The 20153-nt window shown below is 44.7% G+C and carries 20 protein-coding genes; 6 read left to right on the forward strand and 14 right to left on the reverse strand.

Annotated features, from left to right (window positions below; translation table 11 throughout):
- From tatA to rmuC, 5 genes are read right to left on the reverse strand one after another with little or no spacing between them, the layout of a single operon-like run.
- Window positions 1-234 carry a twin-arginine translocase TatA/TatE family subunit gene (gene tatA / locus ACXAFJ_RS20180; protein ID WP_475325963.1) on the reverse strand — a complete coding sequence of 78 codons (234 nt, stop codon included), beginning with the start codon at window positions 232-234 and terminating at the stop codon, window positions 1-3.
- A gap of 27 nt (window positions 235-261) precedes the next feature.
- Window positions 262-1893, reverse strand: coding sequence for a ubiquinone biosynthesis regulatory protein kinase UbiB (ubiB, locus tag ACXAFJ_RS20185; RefSeq protein ID WP_475325965.1), 1632 nt, complete (start codon window positions 1891-1893; stop codon window positions 262-264).
- Complete coding sequence (locus tag ACXAFJ_RS20190; protein WP_475325966.1) at window positions 1890-2495, reverse strand: ubiquinone biosynthesis accessory factor UbiJ; 606 nt, start codon at window positions 2493-2495, stop codon at window positions 1890-1892. The genes ubiB and ACXAFJ_RS20190 overlap by 4 nt, the downstream gene beginning before the upstream one ends.
- 9 nt (window positions 2496-2504) lie before the next feature.
- On the reverse strand, window positions 2505-3284 hold the full coding sequence (ubiE, locus tag ACXAFJ_RS20195) for a bifunctional demethylmenaquinone methyltransferase/2-methoxy-6-polyprenyl-1,4-benzoquinol methylase UbiE (RefSeq protein ID WP_475325968.1): 780 nt from the start codon (window positions 3282-3284) through the stop codon (window positions 2505-2507).
- A 59-nt stretch (window positions 3285-3343) separates the two neighbouring features.
- The gene (gene rmuC, locus ACXAFJ_RS20200) at window positions 3344-4894 is read right to left on the reverse strand and encodes a DNA recombination protein RmuC (RefSeq protein WP_475325970.1); all 1551 of its coding nucleotides are present in this window, start codon (window positions 4892-4894) and stop codon (window positions 3344-3346) included.
- A 125-nt stretch (window positions 4895-5019) separates the two neighbouring features.
- On the opposite strand from rmuC, the gene ACXAFJ_RS20205 reads away from it, so the two are divergent.
- Window positions 5020-5928 (forward strand): DMT family transporter, encoded by a 909-nt coding sequence (locus ACXAFJ_RS20205; protein WP_475325971.1) that lies wholly within the window; start codon window positions 5020-5022, stop codon window positions 5926-5928.
- A gap of 6 nt (window positions 5929-5934) precedes the next feature.
- On the opposite strand, the gene ACXAFJ_RS20210 is transcribed toward ACXAFJ_RS20205, so the two are convergent.
- A complete protein-coding gene (locus ACXAFJ_RS20210; protein WP_475325972.1) occupies window positions 5935-6759 on the reverse strand; it encodes an HDOD domain-containing protein in 825 nt (274 codons plus the stop codon).
- 207 nt (window positions 6760-6966) lie between these two features.
- Between ACXAFJ_RS20210 and ACXAFJ_RS20215 the strand changes: the two genes are divergently transcribed.
- Window positions 6967-7440 (forward strand): hypothetical protein, encoded by a 474-nt coding sequence (locus tag ACXAFJ_RS20215; protein WP_475325974.1) that lies wholly within the window; start codon window positions 6967-6969, stop codon window positions 7438-7440.
- Here ACXAFJ_RS20215 and ACXAFJ_RS20220 read toward each other — a convergent pair.
- From ACXAFJ_RS20220 to ftnA, 3 genes are all read right to left on the reverse strand, one after another.
- Entirely contained in the window at window positions 7437-8621 is a 1185-nt protein-coding gene (locus tag ACXAFJ_RS20220; RefSeq protein WP_475325976.1) for a BaiN/RdsA family NAD(P)/FAD-dependent oxidoreductase, read from the reverse strand. The two genes, ACXAFJ_RS20215 and ACXAFJ_RS20220, sit on opposite strands and share 4 nt — an antisense overlap.
- A 136-nt stretch (window positions 8622-8757) precedes the next feature.
- The gene (gene uspB, locus ACXAFJ_RS20225) at window positions 8758-9081 is read right to left on the reverse strand and encodes a universal stress protein UspB (protein WP_475325978.1); all 324 of its coding nucleotides are present in this window, start codon (window positions 9079-9081) and stop codon (window positions 8758-8760) included.
- Between the two features lie 68 nt (window positions 9082-9149).
- Window positions 9150-9677 carry a non-heme ferritin gene (gene ftnA / locus ACXAFJ_RS20230; RefSeq protein ID WP_475325980.1) on the reverse strand — a complete coding sequence of 176 codons (528 nt, stop codon included), beginning with the start codon at window positions 9675-9677 and terminating at the stop codon, window positions 9150-9152.
- 308 nt (window positions 9678-9985) lie between these two features.
- Here ftnA and ACXAFJ_RS20235 point away from each other — a divergent pair, with 308 nt between their 5' ends.
- Entirely contained in the window at window positions 9986-10411 is a 426-nt protein-coding gene (locus ACXAFJ_RS20235; protein ID WP_475325982.1) for a universal stress protein, read from the forward strand.
- 17 nt (window positions 10412-10428) lie between these two features.
- Here the strand turns inward: ACXAFJ_RS20235 and ACXAFJ_RS20240 are convergent, their stop codons facing one another.
- The 3 genes from ACXAFJ_RS20240 to ACXAFJ_RS20250 all read right to left on the reverse strand — a co-directional run bounded on the left by ACXAFJ_RS20240 (window position 10429) and on the right by ACXAFJ_RS20250 (window position 15121).
- Entirely contained in the window at window positions 10429-10998 is a 570-nt protein-coding gene (locus tag ACXAFJ_RS20240; protein ID WP_475325983.1) for a hypothetical protein, read from the reverse strand.
- Window positions 10999-11121: 123 nt separating this feature from the next.
- Window positions 11122-11850: a class I SAM-dependent methyltransferase gene (locus ACXAFJ_RS20245; protein WP_475326002.1), complete on the reverse strand. Its 729-nt coding sequence runs from the start codon at window positions 11848-11850 to the stop codon at window positions 11122-11124.
- A 127-nt stretch (window positions 11851-11977) separates the two neighbouring features.
- Entirely contained in the window at window positions 11978-15121 is a 3144-nt protein-coding gene (locus ACXAFJ_RS20250) for an EAL domain-containing protein (RefSeq protein WP_475325985.1), read from the reverse strand.
- Between the two features lie 107 nt (window positions 15122-15228).
- Between ACXAFJ_RS20250 and asnC the strand changes: the two genes are divergently transcribed.
- On the forward strand, window positions 15229-15693 hold the full coding sequence (gene asnC / locus ACXAFJ_RS20255; protein ID WP_475325987.1) for a transcriptional regulator AsnC: 465 nt from the start codon (window positions 15229-15231) through the stop codon (window positions 15691-15693).
- Here asnC and tsrA read toward each other — a convergent pair.
- Both tsrA and ACXAFJ_RS20265 read right to left on the reverse strand, forming a co-directional pair.
- Window positions 15683-15970: an H-NS-like global regulator TsrA gene (tsrA, locus tag ACXAFJ_RS20260; RefSeq protein ID WP_475325988.1), complete on the reverse strand. Its 288-nt coding sequence runs from the start codon at window positions 15968-15970 to the stop codon at window positions 15683-15685. The two genes, asnC and tsrA, sit on opposite strands and share 11 nt — an antisense overlap.
- Before the next feature lie 9 nt (window positions 15971-15979).
- A complete protein-coding gene (locus ACXAFJ_RS20265; protein ID WP_475325990.1) occupies window positions 15980-17224 on the reverse strand; it encodes a multidrug effflux MFS transporter in 1245 nt (414 codons plus the stop codon).
- A 104-nt stretch (window positions 17225-17328) separates the two neighbouring features.
- On the opposite strand from ACXAFJ_RS20265, the gene ACXAFJ_RS20270 reads away from it, so the two are divergent.
- Window positions 17329-18330: a LysR family transcriptional regulator gene (locus tag ACXAFJ_RS20270; protein WP_475325991.1), complete on the forward strand. Its 1002-nt coding sequence runs from the start codon at window positions 17329-17331 to the stop codon at window positions 18328-18330.
- 26 nt (window positions 18331-18356) lie between these two features.
- A complete protein-coding gene (locus tag ACXAFJ_RS20275) occupies window positions 18357-20141 on the forward strand; it encodes an aminopeptidase P family protein (RefSeq protein ID WP_475325993.1) in 1785 nt (594 codons plus the stop codon).
- Window positions 20142-20153: the final 12 nt, after the last annotated feature.

Below are 20153 nucleotides of genomic sequence, written 5' to 3' on the forward strand. Positions count from 1 at the left end.
TTACGCCTGCTCTTTATCTTTTTGTACGTCCGCAGATTCTTGTGTTTTTTTCTGCTCAATTGGTTTGTTATCGAAGTCCGCGTCTTTTTTTTCAGACTCGTCCTCTTTAATGGCCTTTTTGAAACCCTTAATAGCGGCACCTAAATCACCACCAGCACCACGCAGTTTCTTTGTTCCAAACAGCAATAATACGATTACCGCCACGATTAACAGCTGCTGCCAACCTATACCCATTGTTGTTTCCTCACTCTAGACCAATCGTTATTGACGATAACTTCGCCAACTCAGTAACCAAAATATCAAACCCAATGCAGCACTACCACCAGCAAGTTGCATACTGTGTTCCAACACGACTGCACCACTGACGATAAACGTCGCGCCGGCACCAAACCAAAATCGACCATAGGCTTGCTGGCGCTTGCTTTCACGATAGCCTTGATAAAACTGCTCTATTCGCTGATTAAGCTGTTTACCTTGCTTGAGGTTGTTGTACAACAACTCGGGTAACTCAGGCAGTTTTTCAGCCCATAGCGGTGCTTTTTCGCGCACGGCTCTCACCACGGCTTGTGGTCCAACTTGATTCATCATCCATCGCTCTAAAAATGGTTTGGCGGTTTCCCATAAATCGAGTTGTGGGTAAAGTTGCCTGCCTAACCCTTCGACATACAACAAAGTCTTTTGCAGCAACACCAATTGCGGCTGAACTTCCATATTGAATCGACGCGCGGTGTTGAACAAGTTCAACAGCACATGGCCAAATGAAATTTCACACAAAGGTTTGGCAAAAATGGGTTCGCAAACCATGCGTATCGCAAATTCAAATTCGTTGACATTGGTATCTTGCGGCACCCAACCCGACTCCAAATGCAACTCCGCCACTCGGCGGTAATCACGATTGAAGAACGCCAAGAAGTTTTCTGCTAGATAGCGTTTATCTTCACTGTTAAGGGTACCAACAATGCCGCAATCCAAACCAATCCACTGCGGATTGTCCGGGTGCTGTGGATTAACGAATACATTTCCAGGATGCATATCTGCATGGAAGAAGCTATCGCGAAACACTTGCGTAAAAAATACACTGACACCACGTTCAGCCAACAACTTCATATTGGTGCCGTTCGCTTTTAAGCTATCAATGTCCGATACTTGGATGCCATATATTCGCTCAGAAACCATGACAGTTTCATTACTAAGATCGGTAAAAACTTCGGGAACATACAGTTCTTCGCTGCCCTCGAAATTGCGTCTTAGTTGTAATGCATTTGCTGCTTCTCGCCTTAAGTCCAGCTCATCAATTAAGGTTTTTTCGTATTCTTTAACCACTTCGACGGGTTTTAAACGCCTTGCTTCTGGTAGAGCTTTCGCCACAATTTTCGCCATGCGGTGCATTAAGCCAAGGTCAGCTTGAATCACAGGACGAATGTCGGGACGGATAACTTTCAACACCACTTCCCTGCCAGAGGACTTAAGCGTGGCAGTGTGAACTTGTGCAATAGATGCTGAAGCCAATGGTTTGGTATCAAAATCACTGAACCACGTTTCTAAGGTATCACCGAGTGCCAATTCCATCTGCTGCTTAGCCAGGTCACCATCAAACGGTGCCACATTGTCTTGCAACAGGGCGAGTTGGTCAGCAATGTGTGGTGGAAACAGATCGCGTCGCGTCGACATCATCTGACCAAATTTAATCCACACGGGTCCGAGTTCTTGTAGCGCGAGACGTAAGCGCTCACCTACTGGTTTATCGTTATGTTTACTGCGAATCCAGAAAAGTGTTTTACGGGCAATGCGTGGTGCTTTGGAAAGATGATGCTCAGGTAACAGTTCATCCAGTCCATATTCCAGATGAACTTTAATGATGCGGTAGAGGCGTTTGGATTCAGAAAAAGTCATGCTTGGGCTAATAATTGGTTAAGTTTGGCTTCAATGCGTGAAGCTTGGCTTTTTACATCATCAACTTGGTCACAAAAATACGCCACTTCAAGAGGCCCTGGGGCGAGTCGCCATTCTTCGGTCACCACTTGCGCTAGGTGTTGTTGATGTTTATTCAAACGCTGGCTAAAGTGAGTTTTTAGGGATTTAGTGTGTTGGACCATAGTGTGAGCCGGCACATCACCAACAAAGCGCGACAACCACTCTTCAATATCTGGTTTGCTATCAGTCAAAAGTTGAGAGAACTTTTGAGCCAATTGAATATCGCCTTCTAGCTCTAACTTGTCTTGTTTGATCAAGCGGGTGATGTTGGACTGTTCACGCAATTCAGGCAACGTCGAAATGTTTAATGATAGGTAACAATCTGGTTGCCCTTCGTATTTAGCCAACACATCAATTTGCTGGCTAAAGACAAACGTAAGAGTACGGTCGAGTTCTTTAAGGTGCACCTGAATGACTTGACCACGCAAACGTGATAACCGCTTTTGGGTATCCTGATCGTCTAAGACTAAGGTATTTAACGTGGTTTCTATCGCGCCCGTAATCAAAGCATCGAGTGGCATGTTAAGCTCCTAAAACTTAAATCCGCGGTGCAAAGCGACAATGCCACCTGTCAGGTTGTAATATTTGGTTTGTTCGAAACCCGCCTCAACCATCATGCCTTCCAATGTATCTTGATCAGGGTGCATACGAATTGACTCCGCCAAATAACGATAGCTATCAGCGTCCTTTAACACTAACTCACCCATTTTCGGCAAGATATGAAATGAATAGCTGTCGTAAACTTTCGATAGTGGTTCAAAGACAGGTTTTGAAAACTCAAGAATCAACAAACGGCCACCGGGCTTGAGAACGCGGTACATAGAGCGAATAGCCTTGTCTTTGTCGGTCACGTTCCTCAAACAGAAGCTGATGGTGATGATATCGAAAAAGTCATCCGGAAATGGCAGCTCTTCCGCGTTGGCTTGCACGTATTCGACATTGCCAACGATACCTTTGTCACGCAGTTTTTCGCGGCCCACTTTCAACATGGAATCGTTGATGTCCGCCAATACCACTTGGCCTTTTTCACCCACAATGCGAGAGAACTTGGCCGCAAGGTCGCCAGTACCGCCACCTAAATCCAACACTTTTTGACCTGGTCTTGCACCACTGCAATCTATGGTAAAACGCTTCCACAAACGGTGAATACCACCGGACATAATGTCATTCATCAGATCGTACTTGGCCGCGACAGAGTGAAAAACTTCCGCAACCTTTTGCGCTTTTTCTTCTGTTGCTACAGTGTGATAGCCAAAGTGAGTCGTGTCGCCTACCGGTTGCTGTTGATTGGGCAAGGATGAATCAGACATGCTTTCTCCTGTGTGCCTCTCGGCTGATTGTGGTTACATGATGTCGAACAAATGAAGCCCTAGTTTACTTTATCTACATCAGGTTGTCTTTGTTGCAAATTCTTTTCTATCGCTTGAATTTCATCTTGCGCTTCAATGCCTTGAAGCGCTAATTCGCGCACCTCGTTATCAATGGGCTTTTTTATCTCAACACCCAACTGTTGAAAGGCCTCAGCTTGACGAATTGCGTTGCCTTTCCCGGTCGCCAATTTGTTGAACGCACCTTGGTAGCTCTGGTTAGCTTTGTCCAAAGCGTGTCCCAGTCCTTGCATGTCATCAACAAACAAGCGCAGTTTGTCATACAACTTACTGGCCTTTTCAGCGATGCGCTGAGCGTTTTGATTCTGTCGATCATTGCGCCACAGATTATCTATGGTACGAAGCGCCACCAATAAAGTTGTTGGACTGACCAAAATAATATTGTGCTCCATCGCCTGCTTGACCAACTGAGGATCACTTTTTATCGCTAATTGGAACGCCGGCTCAACCGGGATAAACATGAGGACGTAGTCAAGGCTAGTTATGCCTTTTAGCTGGTGATAGTCCTTTTGGCTCAATCCTTTGATGTGATTGCGAATCGATAATAGGTGGGCAGACAAGGCTTCTTGTCTGTCGGAATCTGACTCGGCATGAAAGTAGCGCTCATACGCATTGAGGGACATTTTGGCATCAACCACCACCTGCTTTTGTTGGGGTAGCTCAACCACAACATCCGGTTGATAACGCTTACCCGCTTGGTTTTGCAAGTTCACTTGAGTGTGATACTCGTGTCCTTCTCGCAAACCTGATTCAGATAGGACCCGAGCTAATACCACTTCCCCCCAATTGCCCTGCTGCTTGTTATCACCCTTCAGTGCTTGGGTTAGGTTCAACGCCTCTTTCGCCATGTTTTCATTAAGGCGCTGCAAGTTTTTCAACTCGTGGACCAAGGTATGCCGTTCTTTGGCTTCTTGGTTATACACGTCGTGAACTTGTTTTTTAAACCCATCGAGCTGGGTTTGCAGCGGGTTAATCAATTGGCTTAATGTAGCCTTATTTTGCTGCTCTACTTTCTCAGCCTGTGTATCCAAAATTTGCTGTGACAACACAGCAAACTCTTGTTTAAGACGATTCTCAGTTTGCTCTAGTAACGACAGTTTTTCTTGCTGAGCCTGCATCGCTTCGTGATGACTTGCCTTCGCTGCAAGAAACTCAGCATTTAATTCTGAGTACTTTTCTCGCCACTGGTGCGCTTCTTGTTGCAGCTTGTGTTTCTCTTGTTGAATGGCGTCAAAGTGGCGCAGTTTCTCCATTGCAGCCATTAAGCGACCGTGGCTCTGCTTAAGTTCGTGGGCATTTTTATCTCGCTCATCATCAAGGCTATTGAGCTCTTTTTCAGCTACCGTAAGTTGCTGGCGAGCCTCAGTCAGTGATTGTTCGACAAGTGCAAGCTCTCCCTGCCACTGTGCTTCAAGCAACGCTTTTGCTTGACGAAACCGCGAGGCTTGATAGAAAAACATGCCACCAGCACCCGCAAAAACACCAAGAGTTGCAAGTACCCACTTACTTTCTAACAACCACGCTTCAACCATTTCACTATCCAAATAACAGGTGATATAAAAAATACTATTTTGATACTGGATAAATGTCCAGTTTGCGCAGAAAAATCTGAGCTTCTAGACTGAGCGCCAACCTTATGATTATTTTGATCAAAACTATGAACGAAAAGCGCGCGCTACTATTTGGCTTAAGTGCAGTATTGTTGTGGTCTACAGTGGCGACCGCTTTCAAAATTACGCTACAACAATTTACCCCGATTCAAATGGTTGCTATCGCCAGTTTGGTCTCCACCCTATCGCTTTTCCTCGTTTGCACTGTTCAAAAAAAACAAGGTCAGATCCTATCTAGCTTTTTGGCGAATCCGAGATACTACCTAATGCTTGGGTTGATCAATCCACTCGCCTACTACTTAGTTTTGTTTCAAGCCTATGATTTGCTTCCCGCTTCCCAAGCTCAATCTATCAATTACAGCTGGGCGATAACGCTAACCTTAATGGCATCCGTTTTTTTAAGGCAGACCATTCGCAAACAAGATTGGCTCGCGTGCGTCATGTGTTACTTAGGGGTAGTGGTCATTGCTACTCAAGGAAACCTGTTGTCTCTCAAATTAGAAAGCCCCACCGGTTTTGCTTTGGCTTTGTTTTCAACGGTGCTTTGGGCTGGCTACTGGATATTGAACACAAAGAACAAAGCCGACCCTACTGTCGCAATGTTATTAGGATTTGCCTGCGCGTCCCCACTCGCGTTGTTACTAATGTGGTATGAAGGTCATGGGTTAGGTGATGTAACACTGACAGGTTGGTTGGCAGTGAGCTACGTGGGCTTATTTGAAATGGGATTGACGTTTGCCCTGTGGGTGAGCGCGATGAAGTTAACTCAAAATACTGCCAGGATTGGCAACCTGATTTTTATCTCGCCCTTTATTTCCTTGGTATTGCTCGCCAATGTGCTTGGGGAAGCGATTCATCCATCAACTTTGGTGGGGTTAATTTTGATTGTTATTGGCTTAATTGTTCAACAATACGCAGACCAATGTTTGTCTCGCCTCAAACAAAGGAAAATGTAGTTCCGATTAGAACAATTGATAAGCCAGTTCACTGCCCTGTCCTCGGACTTCATCAATATTCATCGCGAGGTCTTGCTGAGTTTTGAGTGCCTTGGCAGCTGGGTGACGCGCAAGATAATTGCGCTTCTCGTCTTCATTAAACATTGAGTCCCAGTTTGCGTGAACATCTCTGGCAAGATAAATAACACAAGCGAGCTTTTTGGCTTCATTGGCGCGTCCGGGATAGTTCGCATGGGCGATCGCATCCACCATATCCGCTGGAAATTTCCAAGTTTCCGCCAACTCGGCTCCCAAGCGCTGCGCATCAGTCCCAAGCACCGCCATCTGCGCTTTGACCATGTCTTCCCCTGACTCAACGCGTTTTGCAATATCAAGTGCTTGCTCTGGCACCAGGGTGTGAATCATCAGTTCACCAATGTTATGCAACACACCTGTGGTAAATACTTCATTGCTGTCCATACGGATATTTTTAGCAATCGTGCTGGCAATAGTGGCAATTTCAAAGGTATTCGCCCAATAGTCTTTTAGGTTTAACGTTTCTAGTTTGGGAAATGTACTGGCCAAGACTGAAGAGGATATCAATGAGCGAACGGCTCCAGCTCCCACTCGCACAATGGCGTCATTAATGTTGGAGATACCTTTCACACCACCAAACTGAGCCGAATTTGCCATTCTCAATACTCGTGCGCTGAGTATCTGATCCATCGCCATTTTCTTCGACAGTTCACCAAAATCGATGTTCTCGCGATTGACCATATCCAATAATTCTTGGAGAACACTTTCAATTCTAGGTAGTTCGTTAATTCGAGAAATCAACGCTTCGTGGCTCATGCCCATCTCCTAACCCAATTTACTAATAAAAATATAGGTCAGAATTTCTATGATTGAGACACCGTACGTCATTCAAAATGTGTAAATCGACAAGAGGTTAGGATTATTCGAGATATAAGTCGAATAATCAGAAGCTTAGAAAAACCATTCAGCAGACAAATAACTCAGCATGCTAGGATTTATTGAGTTTCACTTAGCTGCTTTTTTATGATTTTGAAAAGAAAACAAGCGTCACTTGGTGTATCACAGATCGATTTCCTTGTGGTCTCGTTGATACTGATTCTATTCGTCTTTGTGCTAAGCGGCCCAATTAAAACTGCCTATCAAGCTGTGCAACTAAAAGCGCTGAAAAATAGCCAATCTGCGATTGAACGTGCCATTCAGCAACAAGCAATCAGTAACCAAAGATCGCCAACGCTCGAGCGTGAAGACTGGCGCTTTGGTTACCCCAAAGCCATCTTGCATAACCACACGAACCACAAAGCCGGACTCGCACTTTGGTTTGAATTATCAGAGCAGTTGGTTGTAATAGACCAACAATCTGTTGTTGAAGGGGAACCTGGATGGATAACCCTCTCCGTAGATCGCAAATCACCATGGTGTTTGCGGTATGTGGAGGCGAGTAGTTATTCAGAACCCGCTAGTATAGCCCTCACCACAAACTGCCATTCTCTTGATTAAGCGTGCTGACCGGCAACGTAGCCTGAACTCCACGCCCATTGGAAGTTGTAGCCGCCTAACCACCCAGTAACATCCATGACTTCACCAATGAAATACAACCCTTCGACCGTTTTACATTCCATAGTTTTGGAAGAAAGGTGATCGGTATTGACACCACCGAGTGTCACTTCTGCGGTTCGGTAGCCCTCCGTTCCATTTGGCGACAACTGCCACTTATGAAGACTGGCTTCGATCAGTGCAAGCTCTTGATGTGACAACTGCTTTATGGGTTTTTCGATAAGCTCAGCGTTAAACAACGCCTCAACCAAACGTTTGGGAAGTAGTTTGGCCAAAGTATTTTTCAGGCTTTGATTGGCGTGTTTTTCGCGCTGCGTTGCTAAAAACTCAGAAACCTCTGAGTTGGGAAGTAAATCGACAGTCACAGGTTCACCGTGATGCCAATAGGAAGAAATCTGCAACACCGAAGGCCCTGAGACCCCTCGATGAGTAAACAGTAACGCTTCTCGGAAGCTGGTATTGTCTTTGGCCGTAATTTCTGTCGGCACAGCGACGCCAGAAAGTTCAGCAAAAGTTTGTTTATCGTGGTCATGTAAGGTGAATGGAACCAGCCCAGCTCGAGTTGGCTCAACCTTCAAACCAAACTGTTCTGCAACCTTGTAGCCGAAAGGTGTCGCTCCTAGCTTTGGCATAGAAAGCCCACCAGTTGCAATGACTAGAGATTCACATTCTATTGGCCGGCCATTACTCTTGAGTCGAAAACCGGAATCTGTTTTCTCAATATCGGTCACGTCCTGCAGAAAACGTTGCTCAACGTTAGCTTTTTCACATTCTTTGACTAGTACATTCACAATATCTTTGGCTGAATCGACGCAAAATAGCTGGCCGTGGTCCCTTTCCTCAAACTCCACACCGTATTCACTGACGAGACCAATAAAATCCCAGTTGGTGTATTGAGAAAGCGCCGACTTTACAAAGTGAGGGTTATTGCACAAGAAGTTTTGCGAGGTCACATCATAGTTGGTGAAGTTGCAGCGTCCTCCACCAGAGATAAGAATTTTTCTACCGGGCTTTTTCGCGTGATCCAATACAAGTACGCGGCGTTGACGCTTTCCAATTTGAGCCGCGCACATCAAACCCGCAGCGCCAGCACCAATAACAATTGCATCAACTTTTTCTATCACACTCACTTCTTTCAATCCCGTAGCGACCAAAAACAAAAAGGATGTGCCGACGCACATCCCTTATTTACATTGTCGCTATTTTATCCACTTAGCCGGGAAAAAACCAAAACAAATTTAACTCATCCGGATCCGTACCTTACAGCAGGAAGGCCGCAAGGATGGTCACACCAACAAGATACGTGGTTAATATAAATAACTCTCTGACACGATCGCACTTACCGGTAAATACGGTGTCGTGATGGTGATGGTATTCTTTGCTTTTTAAATAGTGGAACAGGCGTACCTGCTTGGAGACATTACCGTGGGTAGTAAAAAAACCATTGCCATCAACTTGTTGATAGAGCAAAGGGTGCGCTTCTCGCATGATATAAATGAGAGAGCGTAGCGCGCTTAGACACCGAGCCAAATTGACCATGGTGATGAGCAACAAGGTAAACTGAATAACGTCGGCATTGATCATCTATTCCTCCCTACATCTTCACAGAAATGCCAGAAATAAACGATCAGCCGACCGATTAGTAGCCGATATTACTCAGCTGGGGCATCCATGATAGAAGATGAACCTTCTTTTGCCATTTGAGCTAGGTCTTTGTCGATAAAGAACAGTGCCTTACCATCTTCACCCACCAGCTCCAACTTGTCTAAAATCCCTTTAAACAACTTCTCTTCTTCGTGCTGTTCAGCGACGTACCACTGCAGGAAGTTAAAGGTTGAGTAGTCTTGAGTGGTGAAAGCAACATGGGCAAGTTTGTTAATTTTTGCCGTAATCATTTGCTCGTGTTCAAACGTTTCGCGGAATACGTCACCTAGGCTATTAAACTCATGGTTTGGCGCCTCAATCGCGCCAAGAATTGGCATTGCCCCAGTCTCGCTCACGTATGTAAACAAACGCTGCATGTGCTCCATTTCTTCTTGGGCATGACCGCGCAGAAACTCTGCAGCGCCTTCAAACCCTTTGTCTTCACACCAAGCACTCATTTGTAAGTATAGATTGGATGAAAAGAATTCCAGATTAATTTGCTCGTTTAACTGATCGATCATTGCTTGAGCCAGCATTTAGGACTCCTAATTAATTGATGTATCACTGATTAACTATAACACGATGGCTGTGTGATTTTTCAATACTAAACCAGACATCTGACAAAACTCGCAGTCGAGTTAGACACTGTAGACCCAGCTAGAAACTCCACCACTGCGTTTGTTGGCAAGCGCTAGTGGGCGTTCCTAGTCTGTGAAGCACACCTGAAATCCAGTGCAAAGTCTTTGTCGTTGTTTACGAACTAATCGGATTTGAGATCACGAATAAACAAATTGAGGAAACTTGGTGCTAGGCTTAAATTAGACAGTTAATTGGAGATATCTTGATGAGTTATCAACACATTTTGGTCGCCGTCGATTTGTCTGACGACAGTGTTATTTTGATTGAACGCGCCGCCTCTTTGGCCAAGGCACTCGATGCACGTGTCTCTTTCATTCACATAGACGTCAACTACGCTGAACTGTACACCGGCCTTGTCGAAATCAACCTTGCCGAAACCCAGCATCACGCTATCGAAGCTTCAAAAGCCAAGCTGAAAGATTTGGCAGATAACGCTGACTATCCGATCTCGCATACCTTGGTTAGTAGCGGTGATTTAGGCAGCGAGCTGTGCGACAACATTCGAGAGTTTAACTTTGATTTGGTGGTATGTGGCCATCACCAGGACTTTTGGAGCAAGCTACTGTCTTCAACTAAACAGCTAATTAATTGCACCCCGGTTGATTTATTGGTCGTGCCATTGAAAGAATAAATCAACCCGATTGTTCTCTAATGCAGCTCGTGTGAGGCGGTTTGAGACTGGTGGGTCTCCATCAATTTCAGATATTTCTTTTCGAGCTTTTGCTGCTTTTTTGACAACTTGGCTTGTCGCTTGAGCTGTTTTTTCAGTTGTTTGATTTGCTTGTGCTTAGCCTTGAGTGCTTTCTTGGCGCGTTTGTAGCTTTTTTTGTCGAGCACTGACGAGAAATTAATCCCATCGCTTTCCAATGACAGTTCGTCTGTCAAACTCGGCTTCGCACTGGCTTCCGCAACCACCTCTACGACACCCAAACTTGCTTCAGCGTTAAACTGCTCATCATTCGGCGTATTTTCAACCAGCGGTTCTACAGCTGAGTCTTTCAATATAAGTTCAGAAGGAATTTGCTTCTCGTCAAAAAGCTCACTAACTTGCTGCAAGTTCGCCGCATTGTTAAAAGCTTTAGGTTTGCACAAATTCTTTTTGTCGGAAGACGATCGAGCGCAGCCCTGACAGATAAATTGAGGCGCCTGTACCAAAGACTGAATAGTGTTAAATTCAGCGGTGATATCACGACGATTTAATTTACAAAAACGCTTCACAGGACTTCCATTACGACAAATGCCGACACAAATAATAATAATTCGTATTCTGTATATCGAAACTTAATCCGGTTGGCAAGCACTAAATCTGCCGCTATTTTCCATTTACAGATAGATTAATCACTAAGTCATTGATGCTAAAACATAGACATCAAATCGATTTTTTTTCGTCTCAATTGCCATCGTTGGCTGCTGGTCCGCAAGACATGATGCATAGTCCGGGCGTTTTACCACGACTCTTTTACTGGCCAACGCCAAAGCTGGCTCAAGTAACGCGTCCGCGTCTAGATCTTGCCCTACCAGATGTTGAAACACTCGCATTTCTTTTTTGATTAACGCGGTTTTCTTTTTGCCTTCAGGGTGGGGATACATGGGGTCAAGGTAAACCACATCTGGCTGAGAATCTTGCGCGGTCTCCAACACATCCGTCATTAATGCTTGATGGCTGTTTTGATGAGTCAAGTGCATTCTCTCAGACACCCAACTACCAATCTCTTGATCTTGTTTGGCGCGAGCTAACCCATCAGTCAAAAGCGCAGCCACTACGGGATGCCGCTCAACCATAGTGACGCGACACCCAAGAGAGGCCAACACAAAAGCGTCGCGACCTAACCCAGCCGTGCCATCGAGTACATGAGGTGTAACCCCTTTGTTAAGTCCCACAGCTTTAGCGATAGCTTGCCCTTTACCTCCGCCAAACTTTCGACGATGAGCTGATGCTCCCGCAGCAAAGTCAACGTATATCGCACCCAGCTTTGGTTCATCTAATTTTCTTAACTCGATACGCGTTTCGGTTTGCACTAACGCCAACGAAGCTTGTTCGTCATGAACGAGCTGCAGTGAATCGACCAGTTCATCAAAGCTCTGCTTGTTGGCATTTGATTCGCAGATTAGTTGGATACTCAACGCTATTCTCAATTACGTTTGATAATGGCCGAAAGTCTACTGCAGTCTTAGTGAACTGCAACTGAAAGAAGGCTCACCATTCAAAATGATTGACGACCTCATCTATTGGTGCAGGGGCAGCAATGTGATAACCCTGAGCGCTATTCACTCCGAGCTGTTGCAGCTTGTCTTGAATTGATTGATTTTCAACAAACTCAGCGACCGTTTTTTTACCCATTTGCTTGGCCAGCTGGTGAATCGATTTGACGATCACGAAGTCGGTCTCGTTGTTGTGCATTTCCTTAACAAACATGCCGTCAATTTTAATTACATCGACCGGCAGGTTTTTCAAATAGCCAAACGACGACATGCCCGAGCCAAAATCATCCAGTGCAATTTGGCAGCCCAATGACCTGAGTTGTTCAAAAAACGTAATGGCGACGGACAAATGACTCAGAGTAGCGGTCTCTGTGATTTCCCAACACAGTTTGTTGCTGGCGATTGGTGAGGTTTTTACTCGTTCAATAAGATAGTTTCTAAACGTTTTGTCTCCGATTGAATGTCCCGATAAGTTAATCGCACAGGTACTTAAACGGGAAACAATATCGGAATGCTGCTCCAAATAGCTTAGAGTCTTTTCTACGATCGCTTGATCTAAGAACTGAGCGAGATTGTATCTTTCGGAAGCAGGGACAAACACGCCAGGTGATACGTACGCACCTTTTGAATCTCGGATTCGCACTAAAACTTCAAAGTGAATCGGTTGCTGATTTTCCCCAGAGTTTTCGACCATAGAAATAATAGGCTGAGCAAAAAGCTCAAGACCATCAGTATCTAACGCGCGATGAACAATGCTGACACACTCCATCTCTCTTTGTCTGGTTTGCAATAGCTCATCCGATTCGCAGTATAAACTGTATCGATTTCTTCCCTCTTCTTTTGCCGCGTGACAGGCACTGTCAGCTTGCGCATGCACCATCTGTGGAGATATGGCGGTGTGATCGATGAGTCGGATACCGATTGAGCAGGTTAATACGATACGGACTTCATCCCAAACAAAAGGCTGAGACGACAACGCGTCTAAAACCTGTGAGGCAAGCACGACCGCGTCGCGCTCAGTGCAATCCTTTAAAAGTATGGCAAATTCATCTCCCCCCATTCGCGCTAACTGCGCATTGTAAGGCAGAAGCTCTTCCAACATACTGGCGCAAAATTGAATGGCTAAATCGCCAGCTTGATGGCCTGCCGTATCATTCAGTACTTTGAGTTGATCCATGTCCAAATAGAACATGGCATGAGTACGCCGGCCTGTTTCAGTTTCTTCCAACGCTTGTTCTAGTATCAGCTCAAAGTAATTTCGGTTGTACGTTTCGGTAAGTAAGTCGTGGTGAGCATTGTATTCAAGTTGCCGCGTTATTTGCTTGAGTTCGGTGATGTCCGTACCCACCAGCAACACCTGTCCGTTATTGGCAAGCGGTCTTAAGTTCTCTCGAATCCACAATTTACGGCCATCGGCGTGATAATAACCCACCTCGCGTCGCCAAATACTTTGGTTTTCTGGTTTAGGTAACAACATGACTTGCTTGACGGAAATAGTCTCAGAATCCACATAAAAATCACTTAACGAATGACCCAGAATCGAGTCCTGTTGGTAACCAAGCAAGTCTTCGGCAAATTTATTGAGTTGTTGTATTCGACCATTCTCATCTAGTGTTAGCATCATAATTGGCTGCTGGTCGTAGTAATGACTGAGCGTCGCCTCCCGCTCGTACAATTTGTCCTCACTGACTTTACGCCGCGTGATGTCTCTTGCTTCAAATAAATATTGCTTACCGTGTAATGGCGTCTCTGGAAGCGGTTGGATATCAATTTCTAGAATCACACTACCTTTCACTTCATGCCAAATTTCAGCTTCGTAGTTATTGTTATCGGTAAGCAAGTGGCTCTCAAACTGCCCTTTAATTTCGCTACTAAAGGTTTTGTCCCAATAAGGATTTAACCAAATGGGGACATCGGGCATTAAGTTGGGATGATAGAGTAAGTCCTGGAGGTTGGCGTTGGCGGTAATCACGGTTCCATGGCTATCGAGAATGCCGATGTAGTGATAGCTTTGGTCAAAGACTCGTTCCAACAGCTGTTGGTTTTCTCTTGCTTGCCATTCACGTTTTTTTACTTCGCTCAGATAAAGCAGCAACAGAGTTATGGTGAACACGGTCGAAAACAAAAAGCCGATTACAATCTTTAAGTCTTGAGTAAAGCGTTCTAACCATGTCGTAGGCCGGTTCAATAACGCGCTGGTGGCAACGTTATCAACACCCAAATTCCATTTGGTTGCTGCTTGGTAATTGATTTTCAGTTGTGGCGTCGCTCGCACCACTTCAGGCATAGGTAAGTTTGGGTTGTCTAGTACTTGAACCAATAAGTCTGCAACCATTACGCCATGTATTCGACCAGACTGAATCAACCCGCCCACCGCACCGTATTCCATATCCCAGTCGTGAACCATAAAAATCGGTGCCGTCGCTTGTTCACTTAGCATTCGCCATTGCTCATCTTGCATCGTTTGACCATCGACATCACGGTAGAACACGTAGAACAAAATGCTGTCGTTAGGGCTTAGTTGTTTTGAAAAATCGATTAACTGCTGAAAGGTTCCCGGCATTAAATGATGAATTGAATCTTTAAGCTCTGGATGCTCTTCTAAGAACGTCGTAACTTGAGCCCGAACCGCTTCTCCAGTTATGGAATGGTCACTGACTATCCAAATGTTTTCGTTTTGAGGTTGTAGCCTGCCAATAAGGCGTAAGCTCGCCATCAAGTCGACATCTTCGGTGACGCCAGTTTCTCTGACCGCTGGATTCGAAGATGGCCTGTAATTGTTTACCCCACCAAAAATGACGGGTGTATCTGTTAACGTGTCTGATAATGAACGGACGATATCCAACGCAATGTTATCGCTGACCACGATGGCTTTAAAACGCTCTTGTTCTAACTTGGTTTTGAGTAACTGTCGAAGTTGGTTGAGATAACTGGTGGTTTGCAACCTTTTGGCATCTAGATAAATATCTCTATGCTTTAACCCCTTAGCGTTTAAACTGCGAGTTAAACCGATATCAAACGCGTCAGTCCAGAAGTAGCCCTGATGGTAGGAATGAATGACTAGCACGTCGTCTATTTGATCGTTAGCGACAAGTGTTGAGCTACATAAAAATAGAATTAGCCCCAAACAATAACGCATTGATTTGTTGCCCAATTGGAGTCGTTATTGGTTAGTATAGTACCCAGTATTTGGGTTGCGCCTTCTACTCAACGTCGCGCAACTTGTCACTAGTAAAGGAACCGTCTGTGCATACCTCTCAAGTAAAACTCGATGATTTAGACCGTGCCATTTTAAAAACTCTAATGGATGATGCCAGACGGCCTTACGCTGAGATGGCTAAGGACTTTAATGTAAGCCCTGCGACCATTCACGTCCGTATCGAGAAAATGAAAGCCGCGGATGTAATACAGAGAACAGAAGTCATCGTGGATAGTAAAAAGCTTGGATACGATGTGTGTTGTTTTATTGGCATTAACTTGAATGCAGCTCGTGACTATCACTCCGCGCTGGAAAAACTCAACGCGCTAGAAGAAGTGGTTGAGGCATACTACACCACAGGCGCTTACAATATTTTTGTAAAATTAATGTGTCGTTCGATTGAAGAATTGCAGTACGTGTTAATTGATAAGCTGCAGGCAATTGATGAAGTTCAATCTACAGAGACGTTAATCTCGCTGCAGAACCCCATCAACCGAAACGTTAATCCTTAGCAGTAGGTGCAATACGAGCAATCAGTTGGTCTATATCAATACCGGACTCGAGCACCTGACTCGCGATTTGATTGACTCGTTCCCCTTTTCTTTCGTCTATGACCAGTTGGAATTGGTAGACGATGTCTCTCAACGTCGCTAGCGGAACCTTACGCGCCGCGCTTCGAACACGTTCTTCACTAAGATTACCCAGTTGGGTAATAACTTTTCCGTATTGAACTTTGTCTGGTTCTGAATCAAGTAATTCGTTAATGCGACTTTGCTGAAGAGGTGTCATTCAATCTAATTAGTTAATGTGACTTTTGCCGCAAATATACGCGTTTTTTCCTGACTGTAAATATGCTTCGGTGTTTTGGATAGTGGAATCATTCGTCACGTAGTGCCAAGCCTTTGCTCTTTGTGTATGCAAAACCAGTAGAGCAGGTAACGGCAAAAGCATAAGCAAAATAAGTAAACTAATCGGATCCGCAATAAATCGCTGAATTATCGCGATGAATAAGCCACTTCCCGTCATTTGTAACAAACCCAACAAGGCTGCGGCCGTACCAGCTTGTTGACCAAACGGGGCCAAGGCTCTGCCAGACGCAGCACCGAGTATCAGTGCAAAACCGACCGAACTAACAAAAATCGGTAACATAAAGGCAAATGGTGCTTGTTCAGCTTTGATTGCCCACATTAGAAAACCTGAACAAGAAATAGCGAGTATCCCGATCGCAAGGGTCTTTAATGTACCAATCCGATTCATTAACCATGGTCCAATAAAGCAAGCTGCAATATTTATTATGCCGTTTACGCTAAACCAGAACGTAAATTCGCTCATTGTCAGTCCCATTTGGCTGATGAGAATCTCAGGTGCCGCGGTGACATAGGCCAAAATTACACTCATCGCCAACAAACACAGCAATGAGTGATACAGAAAAGTTGGTTCCTTGAGCACACCAAAATACTGGTCAACGCTTATAGATACTTTGGCTGTTTTTTTCGGACGAGTTTCGTATTGAAATTTCCATAACCAGCAACCTGCAACAACAGAATACACCGCCATAAACCAGAAGCAAAAACGCCAGTCAAACCATTCTGTTAGGTAGGCACCTAATATTGGAGCTAAAGCAGGAACACAGCAGATCACGCCATTTAGATAACTTATGTAGTGACCGCTTTTGTTCGCACCATATTGGTCTCTTACACTGGCAAATGCTGAAACAGAAGTTGCGCTCGCACCAACGCCTTGAATCACGCGTGCGACAAGTAGCAGCTCTATACTTGTCGCCATTGCACCAATCAAAGACCCGAACAAGTATAGGACTATTCCTAATAGACCTACCGTTTTTCTGCCAGTTCGGTCTGCCAACGGCCCCATGATCAGCTGCCCAATGCCCATCGACATCATAAACCAAGTGATTGTATCTTTTGCCCAAGCCTGTTCCACGTGAAACTCCGCTGAAATAATGTTCAGTGCCGGCAGATAGATATCTATGGCAAGCGGACTAAAGATCACTAATAACATCAAAGTGTAAAAAGGCGTTTTCATAGGTCAGGACTAGCAATGATTTTTGCGCAGTCTATTCTTTGAGTAAGATGAATAGAAGTGATATATCATCATGTAAGTTATTCCATAAAGGAAATTCTTAATCGATGAAGGTGGAACAGTTATTCCGGGTAGACCTCAGTCTACTGATTTGTCTTAAAGTCTTACTTGAAGAGCAAAACGTTTCAAGAACTGCCTCTCGGCTTAACTTGAGTCAGTCTGCGATCAGTAAGAACTTGGCAAAACTCAGAAACCAGTTAGGAGATCCGCTTTTTACTCGTTCAGCCTATGGTTTAGTTCCGACGGCAAAAGCACTAGAGCTGGGCCCTTTAATTCAGACCTGGTTAGATCAAGCGCAAAAGATTCTAACTAGTGACCAATTCCAGCCAGCATTAAGCGATAGGGAATTTCGAATTGCGACAGTCGAGAGCGCTTACCCTTTGGTTTTTTCAAAGTGGTTGCCACAAGTGTATTCCGAAGCACCAGACGTACGTGTTAATACACACCTTTGGACCGAAAATGCGTTTCGAGAACTTCGAGCTGGAAATCTTGACTTAGGAATCACAGGAAAAGACATCCGATACGAAGACGCAAAAATCACCATGCCCTGTCCTGAAGATATTCGTCAACACGTGTTGTACTTCGATACTCAATGCTGCGCAGTAAACAAAACACTGCCTCTCGCGGCTGGAGAACTCACTTTCGAAAAGTACATATCTTCAAGGCATATTCAAGCGCGTTGCAACAATAAAGACCGTTGGCTTCTCGATCACCTACTCGCTCAGAAAGGATACCAACGCGACATAGCGATGGTGGTACCCGACTTTACTAGTGCTGTAGACATTTTACTTGCTACCAACTTTATATTTACCGGCCCATATTACTATCTGTCTCTACTGGCAGAGAACTATTCGATCGAATTGCATCCATTGCCTTTTGATTGCCCACCTTATGCTTCAACGCTGTTTTGGCACAAATCTAAGGAAGAAGATCCTGCAAATAGGTGGCTACGCAGTCGTATAGTTAGTAGCACTGACAAGTTTAGAAAACAATCTGTCGATAGATTGAATCCAGAGCAAAAACCGAGTAGCTTTGACGAAAATTTCTGATTAAGTCATACAGTAAGGGACATACAATGCACAACCCTATTGACGAACGCGTCGCAAGTTTACGCGCTACTTTCGATAACCTCGGTATAGATGCCATCGTTATCCCCCGTGAAGATGAATATCTCGGCGAATACGTACCCTCTCACAATGAAAGATTGCGCTGGATTTCAGGCTTTACCGGGTCAGCAGGCTTAGTAGTAATCACTCGTGACAGCGCAGCCATTTTTGTTGATGGTCGATACACTGAGCAAGTCCAAAGCCAGGCTCCTGCTAATATGTTTGAGTATCGCCACTTAATCGAGGAACCAGTTAGTGAGTGGTTACTTAGCCAACTTGAAGGAAAAAGGCTCGGTTTAGTAAGTGCAGTTCACAGTACTACATGGTATGAATCTCTTGCGAATACAATCTCAGAAAAGATTGAACTTGTAGCGCTTAGTGTAAATCCCATTGATACAATCTGGCGGGACCGTCCAGATTACTGCCCTTCTGAAATATCGCAATTTCCACTTCAATCTAGTGGCCAATCGTCACATGACAAGCGTGCCGCTATTGGTGAGTTACTAACAAAACTCGGTGCTGATGTACAAGTGGTATCAGCACTCGACAGTTTGTGCTGGCTTACTAACCTGCGTGCCTCTGATGTTTCTCACCTGCCAGTATTCTTAGGTATCGGCCTACTCTACAAAGATGGCTCTTTACAGCTGTTTGTTGATTCAGAGCGAATTCAAGGTGACTACGAAACGCACCTTGGTAACCAAGTATCCATTTTGGCGCCTGGCAGCATTGAAGCCGAGCTTAAAAGTCTGGCAGGTAAAAATGTTCTGATTGATCCTAACTCCACAAACGCTTGGTATACGCACACGTTGCAAACGGTTGGTGCCAATGTAATAAAAGCTCAAGATCCTATCGCACTACCTAAAGCTCAAAAAAATGAAATCGAATTGTCAGGCATGAAGGATTGTCATATCCGGGATGGTGTAGCCATAAGTGAGTTTTTGTATTGGATAGAATGCGAAGTAAAACAAGGTAATTACCATGATGAAGCTACGTTAGCAGACAAGCTACATGAACTACGTAAACGCGATCCTAAATTACGTAATTTAAGCTTTGGCACCATTTCGGCAGCTGGTCCAAATGCCGCAATGGCACATTATTCTCATACCAATAGCGATGTTCCCGCTAAGCTTACAAATAACTCTCTATATTTAGTTGATTCTGGCGGCCAATACCTTGACGGCACCACTGACATAACGCGCACAGTCGCAATTGGTGTACCAACAGACGCGATGCGCCAACAATTTACCTTGGTATTAAAAGGACACATTTCGATCGCCACTGCTAAGTTCCCGATTGGAACTTGTGGCTATCAGATTGATTCCTTTGCTCGCATGCACCTGTGGCAGCACGGATACGATTTTGACCATGGTACTGGGCATGGTGTAGGTCATTATTTGAGTGTTCATGAAGGCCCGCAAAGTATCTCAAAAAGACAAATTAACGTACCTCTACTCGCTGGTATGGTGCTATCAAATGAACCTGCTTACTATCGAGCAGGTGAGTTTGGAATTCGAATTGAAAACTTGGAAGTTGTCGTTGAGAAAGAGACAAATGGCGATTTACCGATATTAGGATTTGAAAGTCTAACACGTTGTCCACTCGACAAGACTCTCATCGATGTGTCTTTGTTGACGGACGATGAACTCACCTGGGTCAATGATTATCATGCGTTAGTGTGGTCAGATCTAAAAGACCTAGTTAACGGCGAGTTTTCCACTTGGCTGAAGCAAGCTACGCTGCCAATTACTCGTTAGTTACTTTGGCTA

This window comes from Vibrio sp. ABH4_348 (genome assembly GCF_056159765.1).